At 70.2% G+C, this 16,585-nt stretch carries 17 protein-coding genes; 3 read left to right on the plus strand and 14 right to left on the minus strand.

Annotated features, from left to right (window positions below):
• Positions 1–3: 3 nt before the first annotated feature.
• The 12 genes from AC1RLW_RS10335 to AC1RLW_RS10390 all read right to left on the minus strand — a co-directional run bounded on the left by AC1RLW_RS10335 (position 4) and on the right by AC1RLW_RS10390 (position 12,532).
• Positions 4–978 carry a Bug family tripartite tricarboxylate transporter substrate binding protein gene (locus AC1RLW_RS10335; protein WP_493192964.1) on the minus strand — a complete coding sequence of 325 codons (975 nt, stop codon included), beginning with the start codon at positions 976–978 and terminating at the stop codon, positions 4–6.
• Positions 979–1,016: 38 nt separating this feature from the next.
• A complete protein-coding gene (locus AC1RLW_RS10340) occupies positions 1,017–2,612 on the minus strand; it encodes a sulfatase-like hydrolase/transferase (protein ID WP_493192965.1) in 1,596 nt (531 codons plus the stop codon).
• A gap of 9 nt (positions 2,613–2,621) precedes the next feature.
• Positions 2,622–3,482: a branched-chain amino acid ABC transporter permease gene (locus tag AC1RLW_RS10345; RefSeq protein WP_095949975.1), complete on the minus strand. Its 861-nt coding sequence runs from the start codon at positions 3,480–3,482 to the stop codon at positions 2,622–2,624.
• Positions 3,475–4,191, minus strand: coding sequence for an ABC transporter ATP-binding protein (locus tag AC1RLW_RS10350; protein WP_493192966.1), 717 nt, complete (start codon positions 4,189–4,191; stop codon positions 3,475–3,477). Before AC1RLW_RS10350 ends, AC1RLW_RS10345 begins: the two co-directional genes overlap by 8 nt.
• Entirely contained in the window at positions 4,188–4,907 is a 720-nt protein-coding gene (locus tag AC1RLW_RS10355; protein WP_062479592.1) for an ABC transporter ATP-binding protein, read from the minus strand. Before AC1RLW_RS10355 ends, AC1RLW_RS10350 begins: the two co-directional genes overlap by 4 nt.
• 12 nt (positions 4,908–4,919) lie before the next feature.
• Entirely contained in the window at positions 4,920–6,173 is a 1,254-nt protein-coding gene (locus AC1RLW_RS10360) for an ABC transporter substrate-binding protein (RefSeq protein WP_493192967.1), read from the minus strand.
• Positions 6,174–6,222: 49 nt separating this feature from the next.
• The gene (locus tag AC1RLW_RS10365; RefSeq protein ID WP_493192968.1) at positions 6,223–7,290 is read right to left on the minus strand and encodes a maleylacetate reductase; all 1,068 of its coding nucleotides are present in this window, start codon (positions 7,288–7,290) and stop codon (positions 6,223–6,225) included.
• 21 nt (positions 7,291–7,311) lie between these two features.
• Complete coding sequence (locus tag AC1RLW_RS10370; RefSeq protein WP_307694339.1) at positions 7,312–8,286, minus strand: tripartite tricarboxylate transporter substrate binding protein; 975 nt, start codon at positions 8,284–8,286, stop codon at positions 7,312–7,314.
• Positions 8,287–8,324: 38 nt separating this feature from the next.
• Positions 8,325–9,788: an aldehyde dehydrogenase family protein gene (locus AC1RLW_RS10375; RefSeq protein WP_493193074.1), complete on the minus strand. Its 1,464-nt coding sequence runs from the start codon at positions 9,786–9,788 to the stop codon at positions 8,325–8,327.
• A gap of 95 nt (positions 9,789–9,883) precedes the next feature.
• Entirely contained in the window at positions 9,884–10,891 is a 1,008-nt protein-coding gene (locus AC1RLW_RS10380) for a hydroxyquinol 1,2-dioxygenase (protein WP_070059783.1), read from the minus strand.
• 23 nt (positions 10,892–10,914) lie between these two features.
• Complete coding sequence (locus AC1RLW_RS10385; RefSeq protein WP_493192969.1) at positions 10,915–11,424, minus strand: cupin domain-containing protein; 510 nt, start codon at positions 11,422–11,424, stop codon at positions 10,915–10,917.
• A gap of 157 nt (positions 11,425–11,581) precedes the next feature.
• Positions 11,582–12,532 (minus strand): LysR family transcriptional regulator, encoded by a 951-nt coding sequence (locus AC1RLW_RS10390; protein ID WP_062479604.1) that lies wholly within the window; start codon positions 12,530–12,532, stop codon positions 11,582–11,584.
• 204 nt (positions 12,533–12,736) lie between these two features.
• Between AC1RLW_RS10390 and AC1RLW_RS10395 the strand changes: the two genes are divergently transcribed.
• The 3 genes from AC1RLW_RS10395 to AC1RLW_RS10405 are packed head-to-tail and all read left to right on the plus strand — an operon-like array spanning position 12,737 to position 13,417.
• The gene (locus tag AC1RLW_RS10395) at positions 12,737–12,898 is read left to right on the plus strand and encodes a hypothetical protein (protein WP_169805078.1); all 162 of its coding nucleotides are present in this window, start codon (positions 12,737–12,739) and stop codon (positions 12,896–12,898) included.
• Positions 12,899–12,907: 9 nt separating this feature from the next.
• Positions 12,908–13,153 carry a hypothetical protein gene (locus AC1RLW_RS10400; protein WP_062479607.1) on the plus strand — a complete coding sequence of 82 codons (246 nt, stop codon included), beginning with the start codon at positions 12,908–12,910 and terminating at the stop codon, positions 13,151–13,153.
• 12 nt (positions 13,154–13,165) lie between these two features.
• On the plus strand, positions 13,166–13,417 hold the full coding sequence (locus AC1RLW_RS10405) for a hypothetical protein (RefSeq protein WP_493192970.1): 252 nt from the start codon (positions 13,166–13,168) through the stop codon (positions 13,415–13,417).
• 12 nt (positions 13,418–13,429) lie between these two features.
• Here the strand turns inward: AC1RLW_RS10405 and AC1RLW_RS10410 are convergent, their stop codons facing one another.
• Complete coding sequence (locus tag AC1RLW_RS10410) at positions 13,430–15,193, minus strand: cytochrome c biogenesis protein DipZ (protein ID WP_493192971.1); 1,764 nt, start codon at positions 15,191–15,193, stop codon at positions 13,430–13,432.
• Positions 15,194–15,220: 27 nt separating this feature from the next.
• Positions 15,221–16,585: an ATP-binding protein gene (locus AC1RLW_RS10415; protein ID WP_493192972.1), complete on the minus strand. Its 1,365-nt coding sequence runs from the start codon at positions 16,583–16,585 to the stop codon at positions 15,221–15,223.

A 16,585-nucleotide genomic window follows, 5' to 3' on the forward strand; every position in this document is an offset into this window, starting at 1 on the left:
CGTTCAGTCCAGCTGCAGCTGCACGCGCGCGGCCACCTGGCCCCAGCGCTGGTGTTCGGCGCGCAGGCGGCGCGCCGCTTCTTCGGGCGTGTTGGCCACCACCTCGAGGTCCATGGTGGCCAGCCGCTCGCGCAGCTCGGGCGCGGCCAGCGCCTTCGCCACCTCGGCCTGCAGGCGCGCCACCACGGCCGGCGGCGTGGCGCGCGGCATGGCCATCATCTCGGCGAAGCTGGCGTCGTAGCCCTTCACGCCCGCTTGCGCCACGGTCGGCACCGTGGGCTGGCTGCCCAGGCGCTTGCTGCCCGACACGGCGATGGCCACCAGCTTGCCGTCGCGGATGATCGGGCCGACCGTCGGCGAGGCCAGGAAGCCGCAGGGCACCATGCCGCCCATCACGTCCTGCATGGCCGGGCTCGGGCCGCGGTAGGGCACGTGCTGCATCTGCACGCCGGCGTCGGCCAGCAGCATTTCCATGGCCATGTGGCCGGGCACGCCGGGGCCGCCCGAGGCATAGCTCATGGGCTTGGCCCGGGCCGCGGCCAGCAGCTCGGGCAGGGTCTTGATGCCGGCGCCGGGAAAGCACACCAGCTCCTGGCTGAACGCCGCGAGCTGGGTCACGGGCACCAGGTCTTCCATCGGGCGGATGGCGAGCTTGCGGTACAGGTGCGGGTTGATGGTCAGCATGGTGTCGGGGCCGACCAGCACCGTGTGGCCGTCGGTGGCGCGCGCCACCTCCTGCATGCCGATGTTGCCGCCCGCGCCCGGCTTGTTGTCGACCACCACGGGCTGGCCCAGCGCCTTCTGCAGGGCCGGCTGCATCAGCCGCGAGACGATGTCGCCCGGCGCACCGGCCGGGAAGGCCACCACCAGCCGCACGGGCTTGGTGGGCCAGGTGTCGGCGGCGTGGCCGGGCGCAATGGAGGCGAGCACGGCGGCTGCCGCCATGCAGGCCGCGAGAGGTCGGCGGAAAGCGTTCATGGGATGTCTCCTTTTCTTGAAATGGGGTGCGCTGCCGCCTACCAGGCGCCGATGAGGATGCCGGCCGCCAGCTCGCGAGCGTTCCAGCGCGCGATGTCCTCGGGCGCCACCGTGGGAAAGCGCCGCCGCTGGCGCAGCCAGTCGAACAGCAGGCCCAGCATCTGCTCGCGCACCGCGGCCAGGGCCGGGTCGCGGCCCAGGTCGACCAGCTCGTCGGGGTCGGCCTGCATGTCGAACAGCTGCGGCGGCAGGTCTTCGAAGTGCACGAACTTCCAGCGGCGCGTGCGCAGCATCGTCATGTGGCAACGCTCGACGGGCTGGGCCAGCGGCAGGCGCACCTCGTCGCGGAAGGCGAAGCTGTTCTCGCACACCACCAGGTCCTTGCCGGCCGCGCCGGCGTGGCCGTGCAGCAGCGGACTCAGCGACTGCCCTTCGAGCCATTCGGCCGGCTGCGGCAGGCCCAGCGCGTCGAGCATGGTCGGCACGAGGTCGATGCACTCGACCAGCGCGTCGCTCACCGTGCCGCGGCGCGCATCGGCCTCGGCGCGCGGGTCGACCACGATCAGCGGCACCTTCACGATCGGGTCGTGGAACAGCTCCTTCTCGCCCAGCCAGTGGTCGCCCAGATAGTCGCCGTGGTCGCTGGTGAAGACCACCAGCGTGTCGCGGTCCAGCCCCTGTTCGGCCATGAAGGCGAAGAGCCGGCCGAGCTGGTCGTCGACCTGCTTCACGAGCCCCATGTAGGTCGGCACCACGGTATTGCGCACCTCGTCGCGGCTGAAGTTGCGGCTCACGGTCTCGCGCCGGAAGCCTTCGACCACCGGGTGGGCGTCGACGCGCTCGGCCTCGCTGCGCACCACGGGCCGCATGTCGTCGGGCCCGTACATCGCGTGGTACGGCGCGGGCGCCACGTAGGGCCAGTGCGGCTTGATGTACGACAGGTGCAGCACCCAGGGCGCGTCGCCGGCCTCGCGCATGAAGTCGATCGCGCGCTCGGTCGTGTAGGGCGTCTCGCTGTGCGCGCCGGCGATGTGCGCGGGCCGGTCGGCCCAGCGCATCTGCCAGCCGCTCAGAATCTCGCCGTCGGGGCCGCGGCCCGAGTTGGCGAAGTCATGCCAGGGGTTGTCCGATTCGTAGCCCTGCGCGCGCAGCCAGTCGCAGTAGGCATTGCCCGTGACCTTGAAGCCCGGCGGCCAGATGCCGTCGTCGCGCGCATAGGGCTCGAAGCCGCCTTCCATCGCGAGCCGGCCCGCGCCCTGCGTCGGGTCGATGCCCAGGCGGCGCGCGCCCTCGGTGTCGGCCTCGACGTGCGTCTTGCCGACCAGCGCGCAGCGCACGCCGTGCGGGCGCAGGTGGTCGCCCAGCGTCTTCTGCCCCACCGACAGCGGCACGAAGTTCCACATCGTCCCGTGGCTGCTGACATAGCGGCCGGTGTAGGTCGACATGCGCGAGGCGCCGCAGACCGCGCCCTGCGCATAGGCATGGCTGAAGCGCACGCCGCGCGCGGCCAGCGCATCGATGTGCGGGGTCTGCAGCCGCGGGTGGCCGTAGCACGAGAGGTGGTCGGCGCGCAGCTGGTCGCACATGATGAACAGCACGTGCCTGAGCGGCGCGGGAGAAGTCTTGTCGGTCATGTCAGCAGGTCAGCGTGTCTTGGGGAACAGTCCCTGCGGCCGCAGCACCAGCACCGCGAGGAACACGAGATGGCCGAACCAGATGCCCCAGCCCGGATCGATGCGAAAGCCGATCTGCTGCGCGATGCCAAGGATCATGGCGCCGGCCAGCGTGCCCCAGAACGAGCCCATGCCGCCGATGATCACGGCCTCGAAGGCAAACAGCAGCAGCAGCGGACCGTCCGACGGCGACACCGTGGTGCGCATGCCCTGCAGCGCGCCGGCGATGGCGATCAGCACGAAGGCGATGCCCGTGGCCAGCGCATACACCTGCTTGGCCTTCAGCCCCATCAGCTCGGCGATCTCGCGGTCGTCGGACACCGCGCGGAAGGTGCGGCCCAGCGGCGTACGCGTGAACATCCACTGCATCGCGCCCGTGGCCGCCACCGCGACCGCCAGGATCACCAGCGGCAGCGCCCCCAGCGCCAGCGTGTCGCCCAGCGGCACCGAGGCGGTGGCCAGCGCGCCGACCTCGATGGCGCGCGGGTCGGCCGAGAACAGCTCCAGCAGCAGGTTCTGGATCACGATCGACAGGCCGAAGGTCACGACCAGCGAGGGCAGCGGGTCCTTGCCCAGCGTGCCGTTGAGCACGTGGCGCTGCAGCAGGTAGCCGAAGCCGAAGGCCAGCGGCAGCACCGCGAGCACCACCCCCCATGGCACAGATGCGCCGGTCATCGAGACGCCGGCGATCACCGCGAAGGCGCCCAGGATGATGAAGTCGCCCTGCGCCGTGTTGGTCAGCCGCATGACGCCGAACATCAGCGACTGGCCGAGCGCGAACAGCGTGTAGAGGCCGCCGAGCAGCACGCCCTGGAGCAGGGTTTCAAGCATGGCGCTCCTCGAGGCCGAAGTAAGCCTGCGATATCTGCTCGGGCGTGAGTTCGTCCGAGCGCCCCGTGAGCGACACGCGCCCGTCCTGGAAGCAGTACACGCGCTGCGACACCTGCCGCGCCATGCGCACGTCCTGCTCCACGATCACGACCGTCATGCCCTCCCCCGTGATGGCCGGCATGGCCGCATAGATCTCGCGGATGACGACCGGCGCCAGGCCGAGCGAGAGCTCGTCGCACAGCAGCACCTCGGGGTTGCTCATGAGCGCGCGGCCCAGCGCCACCATCTGCTGCTGCCCGCCCGACAGCGAGGTGGCGGGCTGGCGCCGCTTCTCGGCCAGGATCGGGAACAGGCCGTACAGGCGCTGCAGGTTCCACGGCCCCGCGCGGCGCGGCGTGGCGCCCATCAGCAGGTTCTCTTCCACGCTGAGGCTCGGGAACAGGCGCCGGCCTTCCGGCACCATCGCCAGGCCGCGCCGCACGATCTCGCCGGGCGGCAGGCCGCCGATGGGTTCGCCCTTGAAGCGGATCGCGTCGGACGGCGCGCGCAGCAGCCCCGTGAGGCTTTTCAGGAAGGTCGACTTGCCCGCGCCGTTGGCGCCGATGACCGCCACCAGCTCGCCCGCCGACAGCGTGAAGTCGATGCCGAACAGCGCCTGCGCATCGCCGTAGAAGGCCTGCAGGCCGTGGGTGTCGAGCAGCGCGTTCATGCCTCGATCCCCATGTACACGCGCCGCACCTCGGGGTCGTTCATCACCGCGCGCGGCGCGCCTTCGGCGAGTTGCTGCCCGAAGTTGATGACGAACAGCCGGTCGGCCAGCGACAGCAGCGCATGCACGACGTGCTCGATCCAGATCATGGTCACGCCGCGCGCCTTGATGCGTTTCAGTTCCGCCACCAGCACCGCCGCCTCGGGCTCGGTGAGCCCGCCCGCGATCTCGTCGAGCAGCAGCAGGCGCGGCTTGGTCGCCAGCGCGCGCGCCAGCTCCAGCCGCTTGCGGTCGAGCAGCGTGAGCCCGCCGGCCGGCTTGTTGGCGTGCGGCGCCAGGCCGGTCTGGGCCAGCACCTCGTGCGCCGTCTCCCAGGCCTCGCGCTCGGCCTGCTGGCCGCCGAAGCAGGCGGCGGTGACGAGGTTCTCGAACACGCTCATGTGGCCGAAGGGCTGCGGCACCTGGTAGCTGCGGCCGATGCCGGCGCGGCAGCGCTGGTGCGGGCGCAGCCGCGTCACGTCGCGGCCCGCGTACTCCACGCGGCCGGCGTCGACGCGCGCGTCGCCCGAGATCAGGTTGAACAGCGTGGTCTTGCCCGCGCCGTTGGGCCCGAGGATGCCCAGCGTCTCGCCCTCGGCCACCGCCAGCGTGATGCCGTCGGTGACCTTGAGCGCCCCGTAGGACTTGCTCACGCCGTGCAAGGCCAGCAGCGTCATGGCAGCCGTCCCTCAGAGCAGGCGCAGCGCGCCGCCGGTGGGGATCGCTTTCGCGGCCTCGTTGTTCACCAGCGTCAGCTCCACCTTGCGCTGCTTGCCCTTGCCCCACTGGCCGAGCACCAGCGGCGTCTTGCTGACGTTCTTGAACGGGCCCTGCCCGCTCCACTTCACGGGACCGACCACGGAGTTGATCGAGGTCGCGGCCACGGCATCGCGCACGTCGCCGGCCTTGAGCGACTTCGATCGCGACAGCGCGTTCGCCGCCACCTCGAACAGCGCATGCGCGAAGCCGATGGGCTGCGTCCACTGCTTCTTGGTGCCAGCTTCGTAGGCCTCGGCCAGCGCCTTGGCGCTTTGCTGCGTGAGGCTGGAGCTGAAGGGATGCGACGGGCTCCACCACACCTCGGTCGACAGGCCCTCGCCCAGGTCGCCCAGCGCCTCGATGGCGCCCGGGAACAGCAGCGCCTTGCCGAGCGTGATCACCTTGGGCCTGAACCCCTGCTGGCGCGCCTGCGTGAGGAAGGTCTTGGCGTCGGGCGGGATCACCACGCCGGTGACGATCTCGACGTTGTCGCGCTTGAAGGCCGCGATCTGCGCGCTGAAATCCTGCGTGCCGTTCTGGAAGCGACCGGGGTCGGTGAGCGTGAAGCCCATCTGCGCGAGCGGCTTGGGAAAGCCCAGTTCCTTGTCGCCCCAGGCGTTGCCGTCGCCGTCGTTGGGGAACAGGCCGCCGACCTTCTTGTTGGTGGCCACGGTCTTCCAGCCGTTGGTGAAGGTGGCGATGACATCTTCGAGCCCCCAGAACAGGTGGTAGGTCCAGTTGAAGCCCTTGGCCGGGTCACCCTTGCGGCCGAAGAACCAGGGCTGCCACGGCACCACGCTGGAGATGCACGGCACCTCGTTGAGTTCGCAGGCGTCGCTCACCGGGTTGGCGGTCTCGGGCGTGCCGGCCGTGAGCACCAGCGCGACCTTGTCCTTCAGGATCAGGTCGTTGGCCACCTCGCCCGCGCGGTTGGGGTTCGACTGGCTGTCCTTGAGCACGATCTGCACGGCGTACTTCCTGCCGCCGACGGAGAGGCCGTCCTTGAAGGCGGCCTTCATCTGCTCGATCACCCACTTGTCGGCCTCGCCGAAGGGCGCGAGCGGCCCGGTCTGCGGCGACACGTAGCCGATCTTGAGCGTGTCGGCGGCGAACACCAGCGGCGCGGCGCCCGTGGCGGCAAGCGCGGCGGCGGCCTGCGTGAACTGTCTGCGGTTGAATGTCATGCCTGTCTCCTTCGTTGTTCGTGTGTGTCTTCGATGCCCGCGCCGTGGGCTAGCCCGGCGGCTCGCCGTCGAAGGCGCGTTGCAGCAGCGCGCGGATCGCGTCGCGCTCGGCCGGGCCGAAGGGCCGCGGATTCCAGTACGGGTTGGCGACGGCGATGTCGGCCGCGCGGTCGAGGTCGGCGACGCGCATGCCGATGTCCTTCAGCGCCACCGGCGCGCCGTTGTCGCGCGCCAGCGCAAAGACCGCCGCCGGCGCCGACACGCCGCCGAGCGCGCGCGCGATGCGCGCCATGGCACGCGGCGCGGCCTGCGCGTTGAACGCGAGCGCATGCGGCAGCACCACCGTGTGCACCTCGGCGTGCGGCAGGTTGAAGCTGCCGCCCAGCGTGTGGCACAGCTTGTGGTGCAGGGCCATGCCCACCGCGCCGAGCACGCCGCCGCAGAGCCAGGCGCCGTAGAGCGCATCGGAACGTGCGGCCAGGTCGTTGGGCTGCACGCGGATCGCCGGCAACGCGCGTGCGAGCGCGGCGATGCCTTCCTCGGCCATCAGGTCCATCACCGGGTTGCTGTCCTGCGCGTACAGGCCTTCGGCCGCGTGCGCGATGGCGTTGATGCCGCTGGTCACGCTCAGGCCCACGGGCAGCGTGCGCGACAGCTCGGGGTCGTAGATCACGGTGCGCGGCAGCACGCGCGGGTCCTTGCCGGTCTTCTTCAGCCCGTTCTCGGTGAGGCCGTAGATCGGCGTCATCTCGCTGCCCGCGTAGGTGGTGGGAATGGCGACGATCGGCAGTCCCGACTCCAGCGCGATGGCCTTGCCCAGCCCCGTGGTGGAACCGCCGCCCAGCGCCACGGCGCAGTCGGCACCGAGTCGGCGCGCCAGGTCGCGGGCCTCGCGCGCCGTTTCCACGGGCACGTGCATCACGGCGCGGTCGAACAGGCCGGCCGCCTGCGCGCCGAGCGAGGCCGCCACGCGCTCGGCCTGCGGGCGCTGCTCGGGCGTGCACAGCACCAGCGCCTTTTTCGCGCCCAGCGCATCGATCTCGCGCGCCAGGTGGCGCAGCGAACCGGCGCCGAACACCACGCGCTGCGGATGGGTGGTGTGGATGAAGTCGTGCATGGCGCGCTCCTTTCTGTCTGGCTATTCGAGGCTCAGGCGGCGCTCGCGCACCAGCCGGGCCCACTTGTCCTGCTCGGTGCGCAGCACAGCGGCGAACTGCTCGGGCGTGTTGGCGATGCCGGTCAGGCCCTGTTCGCGCAGCCGCTGCTGGAACGCGGGCTCGGTCACGATCTTTCGCACCTCGGCCTGCAGCCGGTCGACCACGGCGCGCGGCGTGCCGGCCGGGGCCAGCAGGCCGACCCAGGAGTTCACCTCGAAGCCGGGGTAGCCGCTCTCGGCCACGGTGGGCACGTCGGCATAGGCGGCCACGCGCTGCGCGCCGGTCTGGGCCAGGGCGCGCAGCCGGCCCGCGTTGACATGCGGCTGGGCCAGCACGGCCGAGAGGAACATCATCTCGACCTGTCCGCCCAGCAGGTCCTGCTGGGCCGGCCCACCACCGCGATAAGGGATGTGCGTGACGAAGGTGCCGCTCACGGCCTTGAAGTACTCGGCCGTGAGGTGGTTGCTCGAGCCCGGCCCGACGCTGGCGTAGTTCAGGCGCCCCGGCTGCGCCTTGAGCAGGCCGACGAAGCGCACGAAGTCCTTGGCCTCGACCTTCGGGTTGACCACCAGCACCAGCGGGTTGCTCGCCACCTGCGTCACGGGCTGCAGGTCTTTCGCGATGTCGAAGCTCAGCTTCGGATAGACCAGCGGGTAGGTCGCGTAGCTGTCGAACACCATCAGCAGCGTGTGGCCGTCGGGCGCCGCGCGGGCCACCTCGGCCCCCGCCAGCGTGCCGCCGGCGCCGCTGCGGTTGTCCACGATCACGGTCTGGCCGAGCGCGGCCTGCAGGCGCGGCTGCAACTGGCGCGCGACGGTGTCGACGATGCCGCCCGGCGGAAAGCCGACGACCAGCCGCACCGGCTTGGTCGGCCAGGCCGGTGCCTGGGCCTGCGCGGCCATGCCCCACAGCAAGGTGCAGGCGACCAGGGCCCGGGAAAGGATCGAGAAAGACATCGTGTGCGTCCGTCGGGTTGGAAAGAAAAAGGAAAACGTCAGCGCACGAAGTGCGGCGGAATCTGCGCGTCGACGTTGACCCACACGCTTTTCACCTGCGTGTACTCGCGCATCGCGTCGAAGCCCATCTCGCGGCCGTAGCCGCTCTGGCCCACGCCGCCGAAGGGCGAGCCGGGGTTCACGCGCTTGTAGCTGTTGATCCAGACCATGCCGGCGTGCAGGTCGCGCGCCACCTTGTGGGCGCGCTGCAGGTCGCGGGTCCACAGGCCGCTGCCCAGGCCGTAGTCGGTGCCGTTGGCGATCTGCATCGCCTCTTCATCGGTCTTGAAGGTGAGCACGGTGACGAAGGGGCCGAACACCTCTTCCTGCGCCACGCGGTCCTGGTACGAGCGGGCGCGCACCACGGTCGGCTGCACATAGCAGCCCTGCGCCAGGTCGCCGCCGGGCGCGCCGCCGCCCGCCAGCACCTCGCCGCCCTGCGCCTGCGCCACCTCGACGTAGCTCAGCACGCGGTCACGGTGCTGGGCGCTCGTGAGCGGACCCATCTCGGTGGCCTCGTCGAGCGGGTTGCCCAGGCGGATGGATTGGGCCAGCGGAATGAACTGGTCGAGGAAGGCGTCGGCGATCTTCTCGTGCAGCATCAGCCGCGAGCCCGCGATGCAGGCCTGGCCCTGGTTGTGGAAGATGGCCCAGGCGCTGCCGTTCACGGCGGCCTGCAGGTTGGCATCCTCGAACACGATGTTGGGGCCCTTGCCGCCCAGCTCGAGCTGCACCTTCTTCAGGTTACCCGCGCTGGCCTGCACGATGCGCCGGCCGGTGGCGGTGCTGCCGGTGAAGGCGATCTTGGCGATCTCGGGATGCTCGGCGATGTACTGGCCCGCCACGCTGCCCAGGCCCGGCAGCATGTTGACCACGCCGGGCGGCACGCCGGCCTCGGCCATCAGCTCGGCGATGCGCAGCGAGGTGAGCGGCGTGATCTCGGCCGGCTTCATCACGATGCAGTTGCCGGCCGCGAGCGCGGGCGCCATCTTCCAGCTCGTGAACATGAGCGGGAAGTTCCACGGCACCACCTGGCCGACGATGCCGACCGGCTCGCGCAGCGTGTAGTTGAGAAAGCCCTCTTCCACCGGAATGGTCTCGCCCTGGAACTTGTCGGCCATGCCGCCGAAGTAGCGAAAACACGCGGCGGTGCGCGGCACGTCGAGCCGGCGCGAGTCGCGGATCGGGTGGCCGGTGTCCAGCGATTCGAGCCGCGCGAGTTCTTCGCCGTTGGCCTCGATGAGATCGGCCAGCTTCAGCAGGATGCGCCCGCGGTCGGCGGCGGCCATGCGGCTCCATTTGGGGAACGCGCGCTTGGCGGCGGCCACGGCCTTGTCGACGTCGGCCTTGCCGGCCAGCGCGACCTGGGCGATGGGCGTGTTGTCGTGCGGGTTCAGCGTGGCGAGCGTCTCGCCGGATTCGGCGTCGACGAAACGGCCGTCGATGAAAAGCTGGTGGCGGATGGAAAGAGCGGGCATGGGTTCTCCTCGCCCTCCCCGCGCGGGGAGGGCTGGATGGATGGGTGGCGGGAAGAAAGAAGCGGCGGCGGGCCGGCCGGTCAGAACTCGACCGGGATCTCGGGCGACTCGCCCTTCTGGATCTCGTAGACCAGGCTGGGCGAGCCGTTCTCCCACACCAGCAGCATCGAGCGCTTGGGGCTGAAGCCCTGGTGGCGGCAGTAGGCGGGCATGGCGGCCATGTCGCCGGCCTTCATGATCACGCGGGCCATGGGCTTGCCGGTGTTCTTGTCGCCGCAGTCCCAGTGGATCTCGTCGGTCATCTGGAAGAACCACTCGACGCGGTCGTTGCCGTGGATGATCGGCAGGATGTGCTCCTCGGTCGTCGGGCACATGTAGCTGTGCTTCACCACCGAGGTGAAGCTCGGGTTCCACGTGACCTGCGAGCGGCTCAAAAAGCCGAAGAGGTTGAAGGCGTGCACCTCGTTCTCGAAGCCGGGCTCGGGGTGCAGCTCGGGCTGGCCCTGCGGCACGTCGGCGAAGGCGCGATTGACCGGCGCGCCGCGCGCGTCGCTGCGCAGGTCGAGGTCGCCCTTCAGGCCCACGCAGCGCTTGGCCAGTTCGCGCGCCCGGGTGATCTTGGCGGTGTTGTTGCCACTCTTGCGGCCGTAGGGCGAGCCGGTTTCCTGCGGCGCGGCGAAGGGGTCGAAGGCCTCGTTGGTCCAGTCGTCGAGCATGGCCTCGAAGGTGGCGCGGATCTGCGCCGTGGGGAAGTTCTCGAGCAGGTCGATGCCCGCGTCCTTCATGGTGCCGTTGAAGCTGCCCGCATAGAGGTCGACCGAGTCGTAGTGGTTGATGGTGCCGAACACGTTGTCGAAATTGACCCAGCCGTAGAAGAAGCCCCAGGCCACGTCGCGCATCAGCGCACGCAGGTAGTTGCCGGCGTCCATGGTGTGGCTCATGGGACGCCCGTCGCGGGTCTTCCAGGTGATGTGGGCGAAGTACTCGTCCCGGCGGAAGCCGAAGCTGCCGAGCGAAAAATCCTTGTAGCCGAGCGTGGCATCGGGCTGCGATGCGATGACCTTGGCGAGTTCTGCGGGTGCGTTCATGGTGTGGCTCCTGGATGGCGGGTTCAGTGCGTCTGGCAGATGTCGGCCCATTTCTCGATCGACAGGTCGCCCTTGCAGGTCTGCAGCACGATCACGCCGGGGTCGCCGGTCACGCGGAACTGGTAGGCCGTGTTCTTGGGCAGCAGGCCCTGGTGGCCGCGCGAGAGCTTCATCCAGCCCATCTTCTTGCCCTTGGGTTCGCCCTTCACGAGCACCGCGCCGTTCTTCTCGGTGTCGGCCACGGCCTGGGCCGCATCGAGCTGCACGAGGTGCACCTCGACGTCGCCGTCCATCACCAGCGCGAACTCGTCGTGGGCGCAGGTGAACCAGGGCGAGGTGCCTTCGGCGCGCAGCGTTTCCAGCACGTAGATCTGGTTCTGGCCGAACACGACCTTCTCGTAGGGCTGGCTGATGCTGGCGATCTCGAAGCAGTTGGAGAACGCGTAGTGACGCACGTCGTCGTCGATGGGCTCGACGTGGCCTTTCTCGAAGTGCTTGAGGGACCCGAAGCGGGTCTGGTATGCGACGGTCATGGGTGTCTCCTGAGGTGCCGGACGATGCAGCGTGGTGGCTGCGATGTGTGCACTGTAGGAAACGGGGGGCGCGAGCGGTAGGCCCGAAACGCGGGCCGCATTGTTCGGCAAATCCGTTCAATGCACAGGGTTTACCCCGGAACGGACGGCGCTCGCGTCAGGCGTCCCAGATCAGCCCCGGCGGCAGCAGGCCGCGCTCGATCATGGCGGCGTCCCATGGTGGCACCTTCGAGAACGCCTGGGTCAGGTGCTCGATGAACAGGCGCAGCTTGAAGGCATTGCGCGAGGTGCCCGCGTACACCGCGCTCAGCGAGAACGACGACAGCTGGTGCGCCGGCAGCACCACCTCCAGGTCGCCGCGCAAGATCGCCTCGCCGGCCACCAGCGTCGGCAGGCAGACGATGCCGGCGTGCTCCATGGCGTACTCGCGCAGCAGGTGGACGCTGTTGGTGAGCAGCGCCGCGCTCATGTACAGCGTGACCTGCTCGCCGGCATGATGGAAGGTCCAGCGGTCGCGCGTGGGGTAGCCCGAGTACAGGCCGAGCGTGTGCTTGTGCAGCTCGCGCGGGCTCGCGGGCCGGCCGTGCGCGCGCAGGTACTCGGGCGTGGCGCAGAACACGCGGCGCACCGGGAACAGCGGACGCGACACCAGCTCGGTCGACGCCGCCGGAAAGATCTGCAGCGCGCAATCGACGCCCGCCTTCACCGGGTCGACCACCGCGTCGCTCACGATGAGTTCCAGGTGGATGTCCGGAAAGCTCACCTGGAAAGCGCGCAGCAGCGTGGCGAAATGCCCCAGCACGAAACCCGTGAGCGCATGCACGCGCAGCGTGCCGGTGGGTCCGTCCTTGGCGTCGCGCATCTGGTCCATGATGTCGTTGGCCCGTCCGACCAGCTCGACGCAGTCGCGCAGGAAGGCCTGCCCCACGTCGCTGAGCCGGACCACGCGCGTGCTGCGGTGGAACAGCGGCGCGCCGACGTGGTCCTCGAGCTGCTTCACGCGGCTGGTCACCACCGATTTCGACACCCGCAGCTGGCGCGCGGCCTCGGCAAAGCTTTGGGTCTGTGCGACCCGCACGAAGGTCTCTATGTTCTCGAGGCGGTCCATGGGGCATGCAATGTAGCGGTTGCGCGGCGGCGGCCGGTCGGCCGCACGGGTGTGAAGTACTGCGCAATCCCGCTCGGAGATTGACCGCACCCTTCTCAATTCGCCCACAAATGTGAGCATTTCCCTGTGAGATTGTTAATACGGCAACTATTGTCCTGCCCCGAAGCACCCGAGGTGCACAAGAAATCGAAGCAGGGAGTTCCCATGACCAAATCCACGATCACCGTGATGCTCGCGCTGGCGGCATCCGTTCTCATGAGCGCCTGCGTGCACCACCACGCGCCGCCGCCGCGTGCGGAGCCCGGGCCGGCGCACAAGGGCGGCAACTTCTGCCCGCCGGGCCAGGCCAAGAAGGGCAACTGCTGATCGCCCGCCATGCTGAACCCGTTCCTGCGTGACATGACGCCCGACGAACTGCCGACCGGCACCGCGCGGCCAGCCTACATCGCCCTGCTGCCCGTGCTGGCCTATGTGCTCGTCGCCATCGCGTTCCTGAGCATGTCGGTGGTCGTGCCGAGCCTGCTCGTGGCCTGCCTGTTCGCGACTGCGGCGGCCATGTCGCTGGGCGCGGGCGTGGTGCTCGGCATGAGCATCTGGATCTTTCCGCAGCTGTCGAGCTGAGGGCCGCACGCGATGAGTACTTCGAACGCCTCCGTCTTCCGCGTCCAGAGCTGGCGCACGACCCTGCTTGCGGCCTCGGTCGTGCTGCTGATCGTGATGGCGCTGCTCATGAAGTGGCTGGTCGAGCTGCAGGTGGAAACCGCGCAGGAACGCCAGCTGCGCGAAGCCGTCGCGCGCGAGGCCGACGCCCGCTGCTTCGTGCTGCCCACGCGCCAGGAGGTCGACACCTGCCGGGCCATCAACGCGGCGGGCCTCACGCCCTGACCCAGGCGCCGCTCACCCGAAGGTGAACGCGTAGGCCTGCGCGCCGGCGTCGAGAAACTCGATCTCGAACAGCCGCTCCTTGCCGCCGCCCGCCGACTGCCGCACCAGCTGGTACAGCTTCTGCGCATCGACCACGCCGTGGCCCTGGGCATCGGTGTCGGCGCCGTGGTCCGCCAGCGGCGGCTGGCCGTCGACCCGCACCGTGAAACGCACCGGCTTGCCGTCGGCCATCGGCCCCAGCACGAGGTGCAGGTCGCGCGCCTTGAAGCGGTAGGCGATGCGACCGTGGGCCTGGTTCAGCACGGCCCGCTCGCCCTCCACCGTCCAGTCGCCGCCCAGCGACCACTGGTTGGTGCGCAATGAGGAAGCCATGGGTTCGTAGGCCTTCGCACGGTCGCGCGCGATGCCGCCGGGCGACGCAAAGCCGTGCGCGCGCGCATGGCCCAGGTAGGTTTCGCCGGACTGCGCCGGCTCGGCACCGGGCGCGGCCTGGGTGCCCTGCCCCTGCGGCGCGACCAGCCCGTCGGCGACCCGGGCCTGCCCGGCTTCGGCCAGCAGTTGCTGGATCACCTGCTCGGCCTTGTCGTAGCGGTTCTCGCCGAACTGGTGATGGCGGATGCGCCCCTGCGCGTCGACGAAATAGAACGCCGGCCAGGCCTGGTTGTCGAAGCCGCGCCAGATCGAAAAGTCGTTGTCCAGCGCCACCGGGAACCCGATGCCCAGGTCTTTCACGGCCTTGCGCACGTTGGCCGGGTTTTTCTCGAACGCGAACTCCGGCGCATGCACGCCCAGGACGACCAGGCCCGCGTCCCTGTACTTGTCGGCCCAGGCGCGCACGTAGGGCAGCGTGCGCAGGCAGTTGATGCACGAGTAGGTCCAGAAGTCGACCAGCACCACCTTGCCGCGCAAGGCCTCGGGCGTGAGCGGCGCCGAGTTGATCCACTCGGTCGCGCCGGCCAGCGACGGCAGGCGGCCCTCGACGCGGAGCTCGCGCGCGGGCACCGACGCCGGGCGGGTGTCCGCGACGCGCACGAAGCCGGTGTCTGCGCGCTGTGCCTGCGGCGCGTCTTTGCGCAGCGTGTCCACCAGCGCCTGCTCCAGCGCCGACGTGGTGCCCAGCGACAGGCGCGCGAGCCAGCCGGTGTCCAGCCCCAGCGCGATGGCGCCCACGCCTGCCAGCACCGCGGCACCGGCGATGCGCCGCACCCCGTCGCCGGTCGGCAGCGTGCGCTTCAGCATCGAAAGCATCCGGCCGCCGGACAGCAGCGCCACCGCGAGCGAGGTGCACGCGCCGGCCGCGTAGGCGAGCAGCAGCAGCGAGGTGCCGACGCTCGCGCCGTTGAGCGCCGCGCCCGTCAGGATCAGTCCGAGGATCGGCCCCGCGCACGGTGCCCAGAGCAGGCCTGTGCCCACGCCGAGCCACAGCGGAGAAAACACCGAAGCCTGTGGCGCATCGGACATGCGCAGGCCCAGCGCCAACAGCGGCCGGCTCAGCCGCTCGGCCACGCGCGGGAACAGCAGCGTCGCACCGAACAGCGCGAGCAAGGCCATCGCGGCATAGCGCCCGTATTCGTTGAGCGTGACGATCCAGCCGCCGCCCACGGCCGCCAGCGTGGCGACCACGGCGAAGGCCAGCGCCATGCCCACGAGCATCGGCAGGCCGTGCGAGCGGAACGGCCGGTCGGCGCGCGCGAACACGAAGGGCAGCACCGGCAGGATGCAGGGGCTCAGGATCGTGAGCACCCCGCCCAGGTAGGCGATGAAGAGGATGAGCATGGGGATGTGAAAGATGGGGGGTCGGGTTCAGCGAGCGGGCGCGGCGGCCAACGCCAGCCGCGCCTCCAGCCCGCCTTCGGGGCGGTTGTGCAGCGTGAGCTCGGCGCCCATGGCCATGGCCAGCTGGTGCGCGATGGCCAGGCCCAGGCCGGTGCCGCCGGTGCTGCGGTTGCGCGAGCTTTCGACGCGGTAGAAGGGCTTGAGCACCGCGTCGAGCTCGTCGGGGGGAATGCCCGGGCCGTTGTCGAGCACGCTCACCACGAGGTGGCCGCCTTCGCCTTCAGCCTGCACGCGCAGCGTCACGTCGGAGCCGAACTTGAGCGCGTTGTCGATCAGGTTCATCAGGATGCGGCGCAGCGCGTTGGGGCGGCTCACGATCGGCGCGCCGGCCCGGCCGTCGAGCCGCACCTGCTGGCCCACGTCTTCGTAGTCGGCCACCATGCTCTCGAACAGCGCGTCGGCGTCGATGCGCAGCGGCGGCTCGGTGGCGCCGTGCAGCGTGCGCGCATAGGTCACGCCTTCGCGCACCAGCGCGTTCATGGCGTCCAGGTCCTGGCGGAATTTCTCGCGGTCGTGCGTGTCGTCCATCAGGTCGGTGCGCAGGCGCATCCGCGTGATGGGCGTCTGCAGGTCGTGCGAGATCGCCGCCAGGATTTCGACGCGCTCCGCCATGTAGCCCGCGATGCGCTGCTGCATCGCGTTGAAGGCGCGCGCCGCGTGCGCCACTTCGGTCGGGCCCTCTTCCACCAGCGTGCGGCCCTTCAGGTCGGGCCCGAGCTGGTCGGCCGCCGCGGACAGCTGCGCGAGCGGCCGCGTCACCAGCCGCACCGCGACCCAGGCGCACACGGCCAGCACCAGCAGTTGGCCCGCCAGCAGCCACATCACCCAGCCCGACACCGGCATGCCCACGCGCATGGCGTGCACGACCACCGACGAGCCGTCGCCCAGCCGCACCTCGATCTGCAGGCCCTCGGGCGGCCAGGCCACCTCGCCGACCTTGACGACCGGGAACGGGCGCATCGCATCGACGATGGCCGCGGCAAACTGCTGCGAAGCCTCCGAGCGGGGCGCGCCACCCTGCGCGTTGCCGCCCAGCACGAAGCGGTAGTTGCGCCGTTCCAGCCGGTCGAGCCAGCCGGCGCGCTCCGCCGCGGGGAGCCGGTCGAGGATGGCGACCGAGCTCGCGATGTCGCGCTCGATGCCGATCATCATCAGCTCGCGAAGCGCCATGTTCCGCTCGTAGCGGATCGCCGCGAAGGTGAGCAGCTGCGCGATCGCCAGGCCCACCACGATGATCAGCGTCACGCGGGAGAACAGCGAGCCGGGCAGCAGCCGGCGCCAGCGCGGCGCACTACCGGTCGGATTCGCAACGGGATTCGCGGAAGTGGACAT

The organism is Variovorax sp. GW822-FHT04A09 (assembly GCF_058801005.1).

Excerpts from the sequence above, each read along its gene's own strand:
- AC1RLW_RS10335 (WP_493192964.1), bottom strand. The coding sequence starts at position 978 with ATGAACGCTTTCCGCCGACCTCTCGCGGCCTGCATGGCGGCAGCCGCC.
- AC1RLW_RS10340 (WP_493192965.1), bottom strand. The coding sequence starts at position 2,612 with ATGACCGACAAGACTTCTCCCGCGCCGCTCAGGCACGTGCTGTTCATC.
- AC1RLW_RS10345 (WP_095949975.1), bottom strand. The coding sequence starts at position 3,482 with ATGCTTGAAACCCTGCTCCAGGGCGTGCTGCTCGGCGGCCTCTACACG.
- AC1RLW_RS10350 (WP_493192966.1), bottom strand. The coding sequence starts at position 4,191 with ATGAACGCGCTGCTCGACACCCACGGCCTGCAGGCCTTCTACGGCGAT.
- AC1RLW_RS10355 (WP_062479592.1), bottom strand. The coding sequence starts at position 4,907 with ATGACGCTGCTGGCCTTGCACGGCGTGAGCAAGTCCTACGGGGCGCTC.
- AC1RLW_RS10360 (WP_493192967.1), bottom strand. The coding sequence starts at position 6,173 with ATGACATTCAACCGCAGACAGTTCACGCAGGCCGCCGCCGCGCTTGCC.
- AC1RLW_RS10365 (WP_493192968.1), bottom strand. The coding sequence starts at position 7,290 with ATGCACGACTTCATCCACACCACCCATCCGCAGCGCGTGGTGTTCGGC.
- AC1RLW_RS10370 (WP_307694339.1), bottom strand. The coding sequence starts at position 8,286 with ATGTCTTTCTCGATCCTTTCCCGGGCCCTGGTCGCCTGCACCTTGCTG.
- AC1RLW_RS10380 (WP_070059783.1), bottom strand. The coding sequence starts at position 10,891 with ATGAACGCACCCGCAGAACTCGCCAAGGTCATCGCATCGCAGCCCGAT.
- AC1RLW_RS10385 (WP_493192969.1), bottom strand. The coding sequence starts at position 11,424 with ATGACCGTCGCATACCAGACCCGCTTCGGGTCCCTCAAGCACTTCGAG.
- AC1RLW_RS10390 (WP_062479604.1), bottom strand. The coding sequence starts at position 12,532 with ATGGACCGCCTCGAGAACATAGAGACCTTCGTGCGGGTCGCACAGACC.
- AC1RLW_RS10395 (WP_169805078.1), top strand. The coding sequence starts at position 12,737 with ATGACCAAATCCACGATCACCGTGATGCTCGCGCTGGCGGCATCCGTT.
- AC1RLW_RS10400 (WP_062479607.1), top strand. The coding sequence starts at position 12,908 with ATGCTGAACCCGTTCCTGCGTGACATGACGCCCGACGAACTGCCGACC.
- AC1RLW_RS10405 (WP_493192970.1), top strand. The coding sequence starts at position 13,166 with ATGAGTACTTCGAACGCCTCCGTCTTCCGCGTCCAGAGCTGGCGCACG.
- AC1RLW_RS10410 (WP_493192971.1), bottom strand. The coding sequence starts at position 15,193 with ATGCTCATCCTCTTCATCGCCTACCTGGGCGGGGTGCTCACGATCCTG.
- AC1RLW_RS10415 (WP_493192972.1), bottom strand. The coding sequence starts at position 16,585 with ATGTCCACTTCCGCGAATCCCGTTGCGAATCCGACCGGTAGTGCGCCG.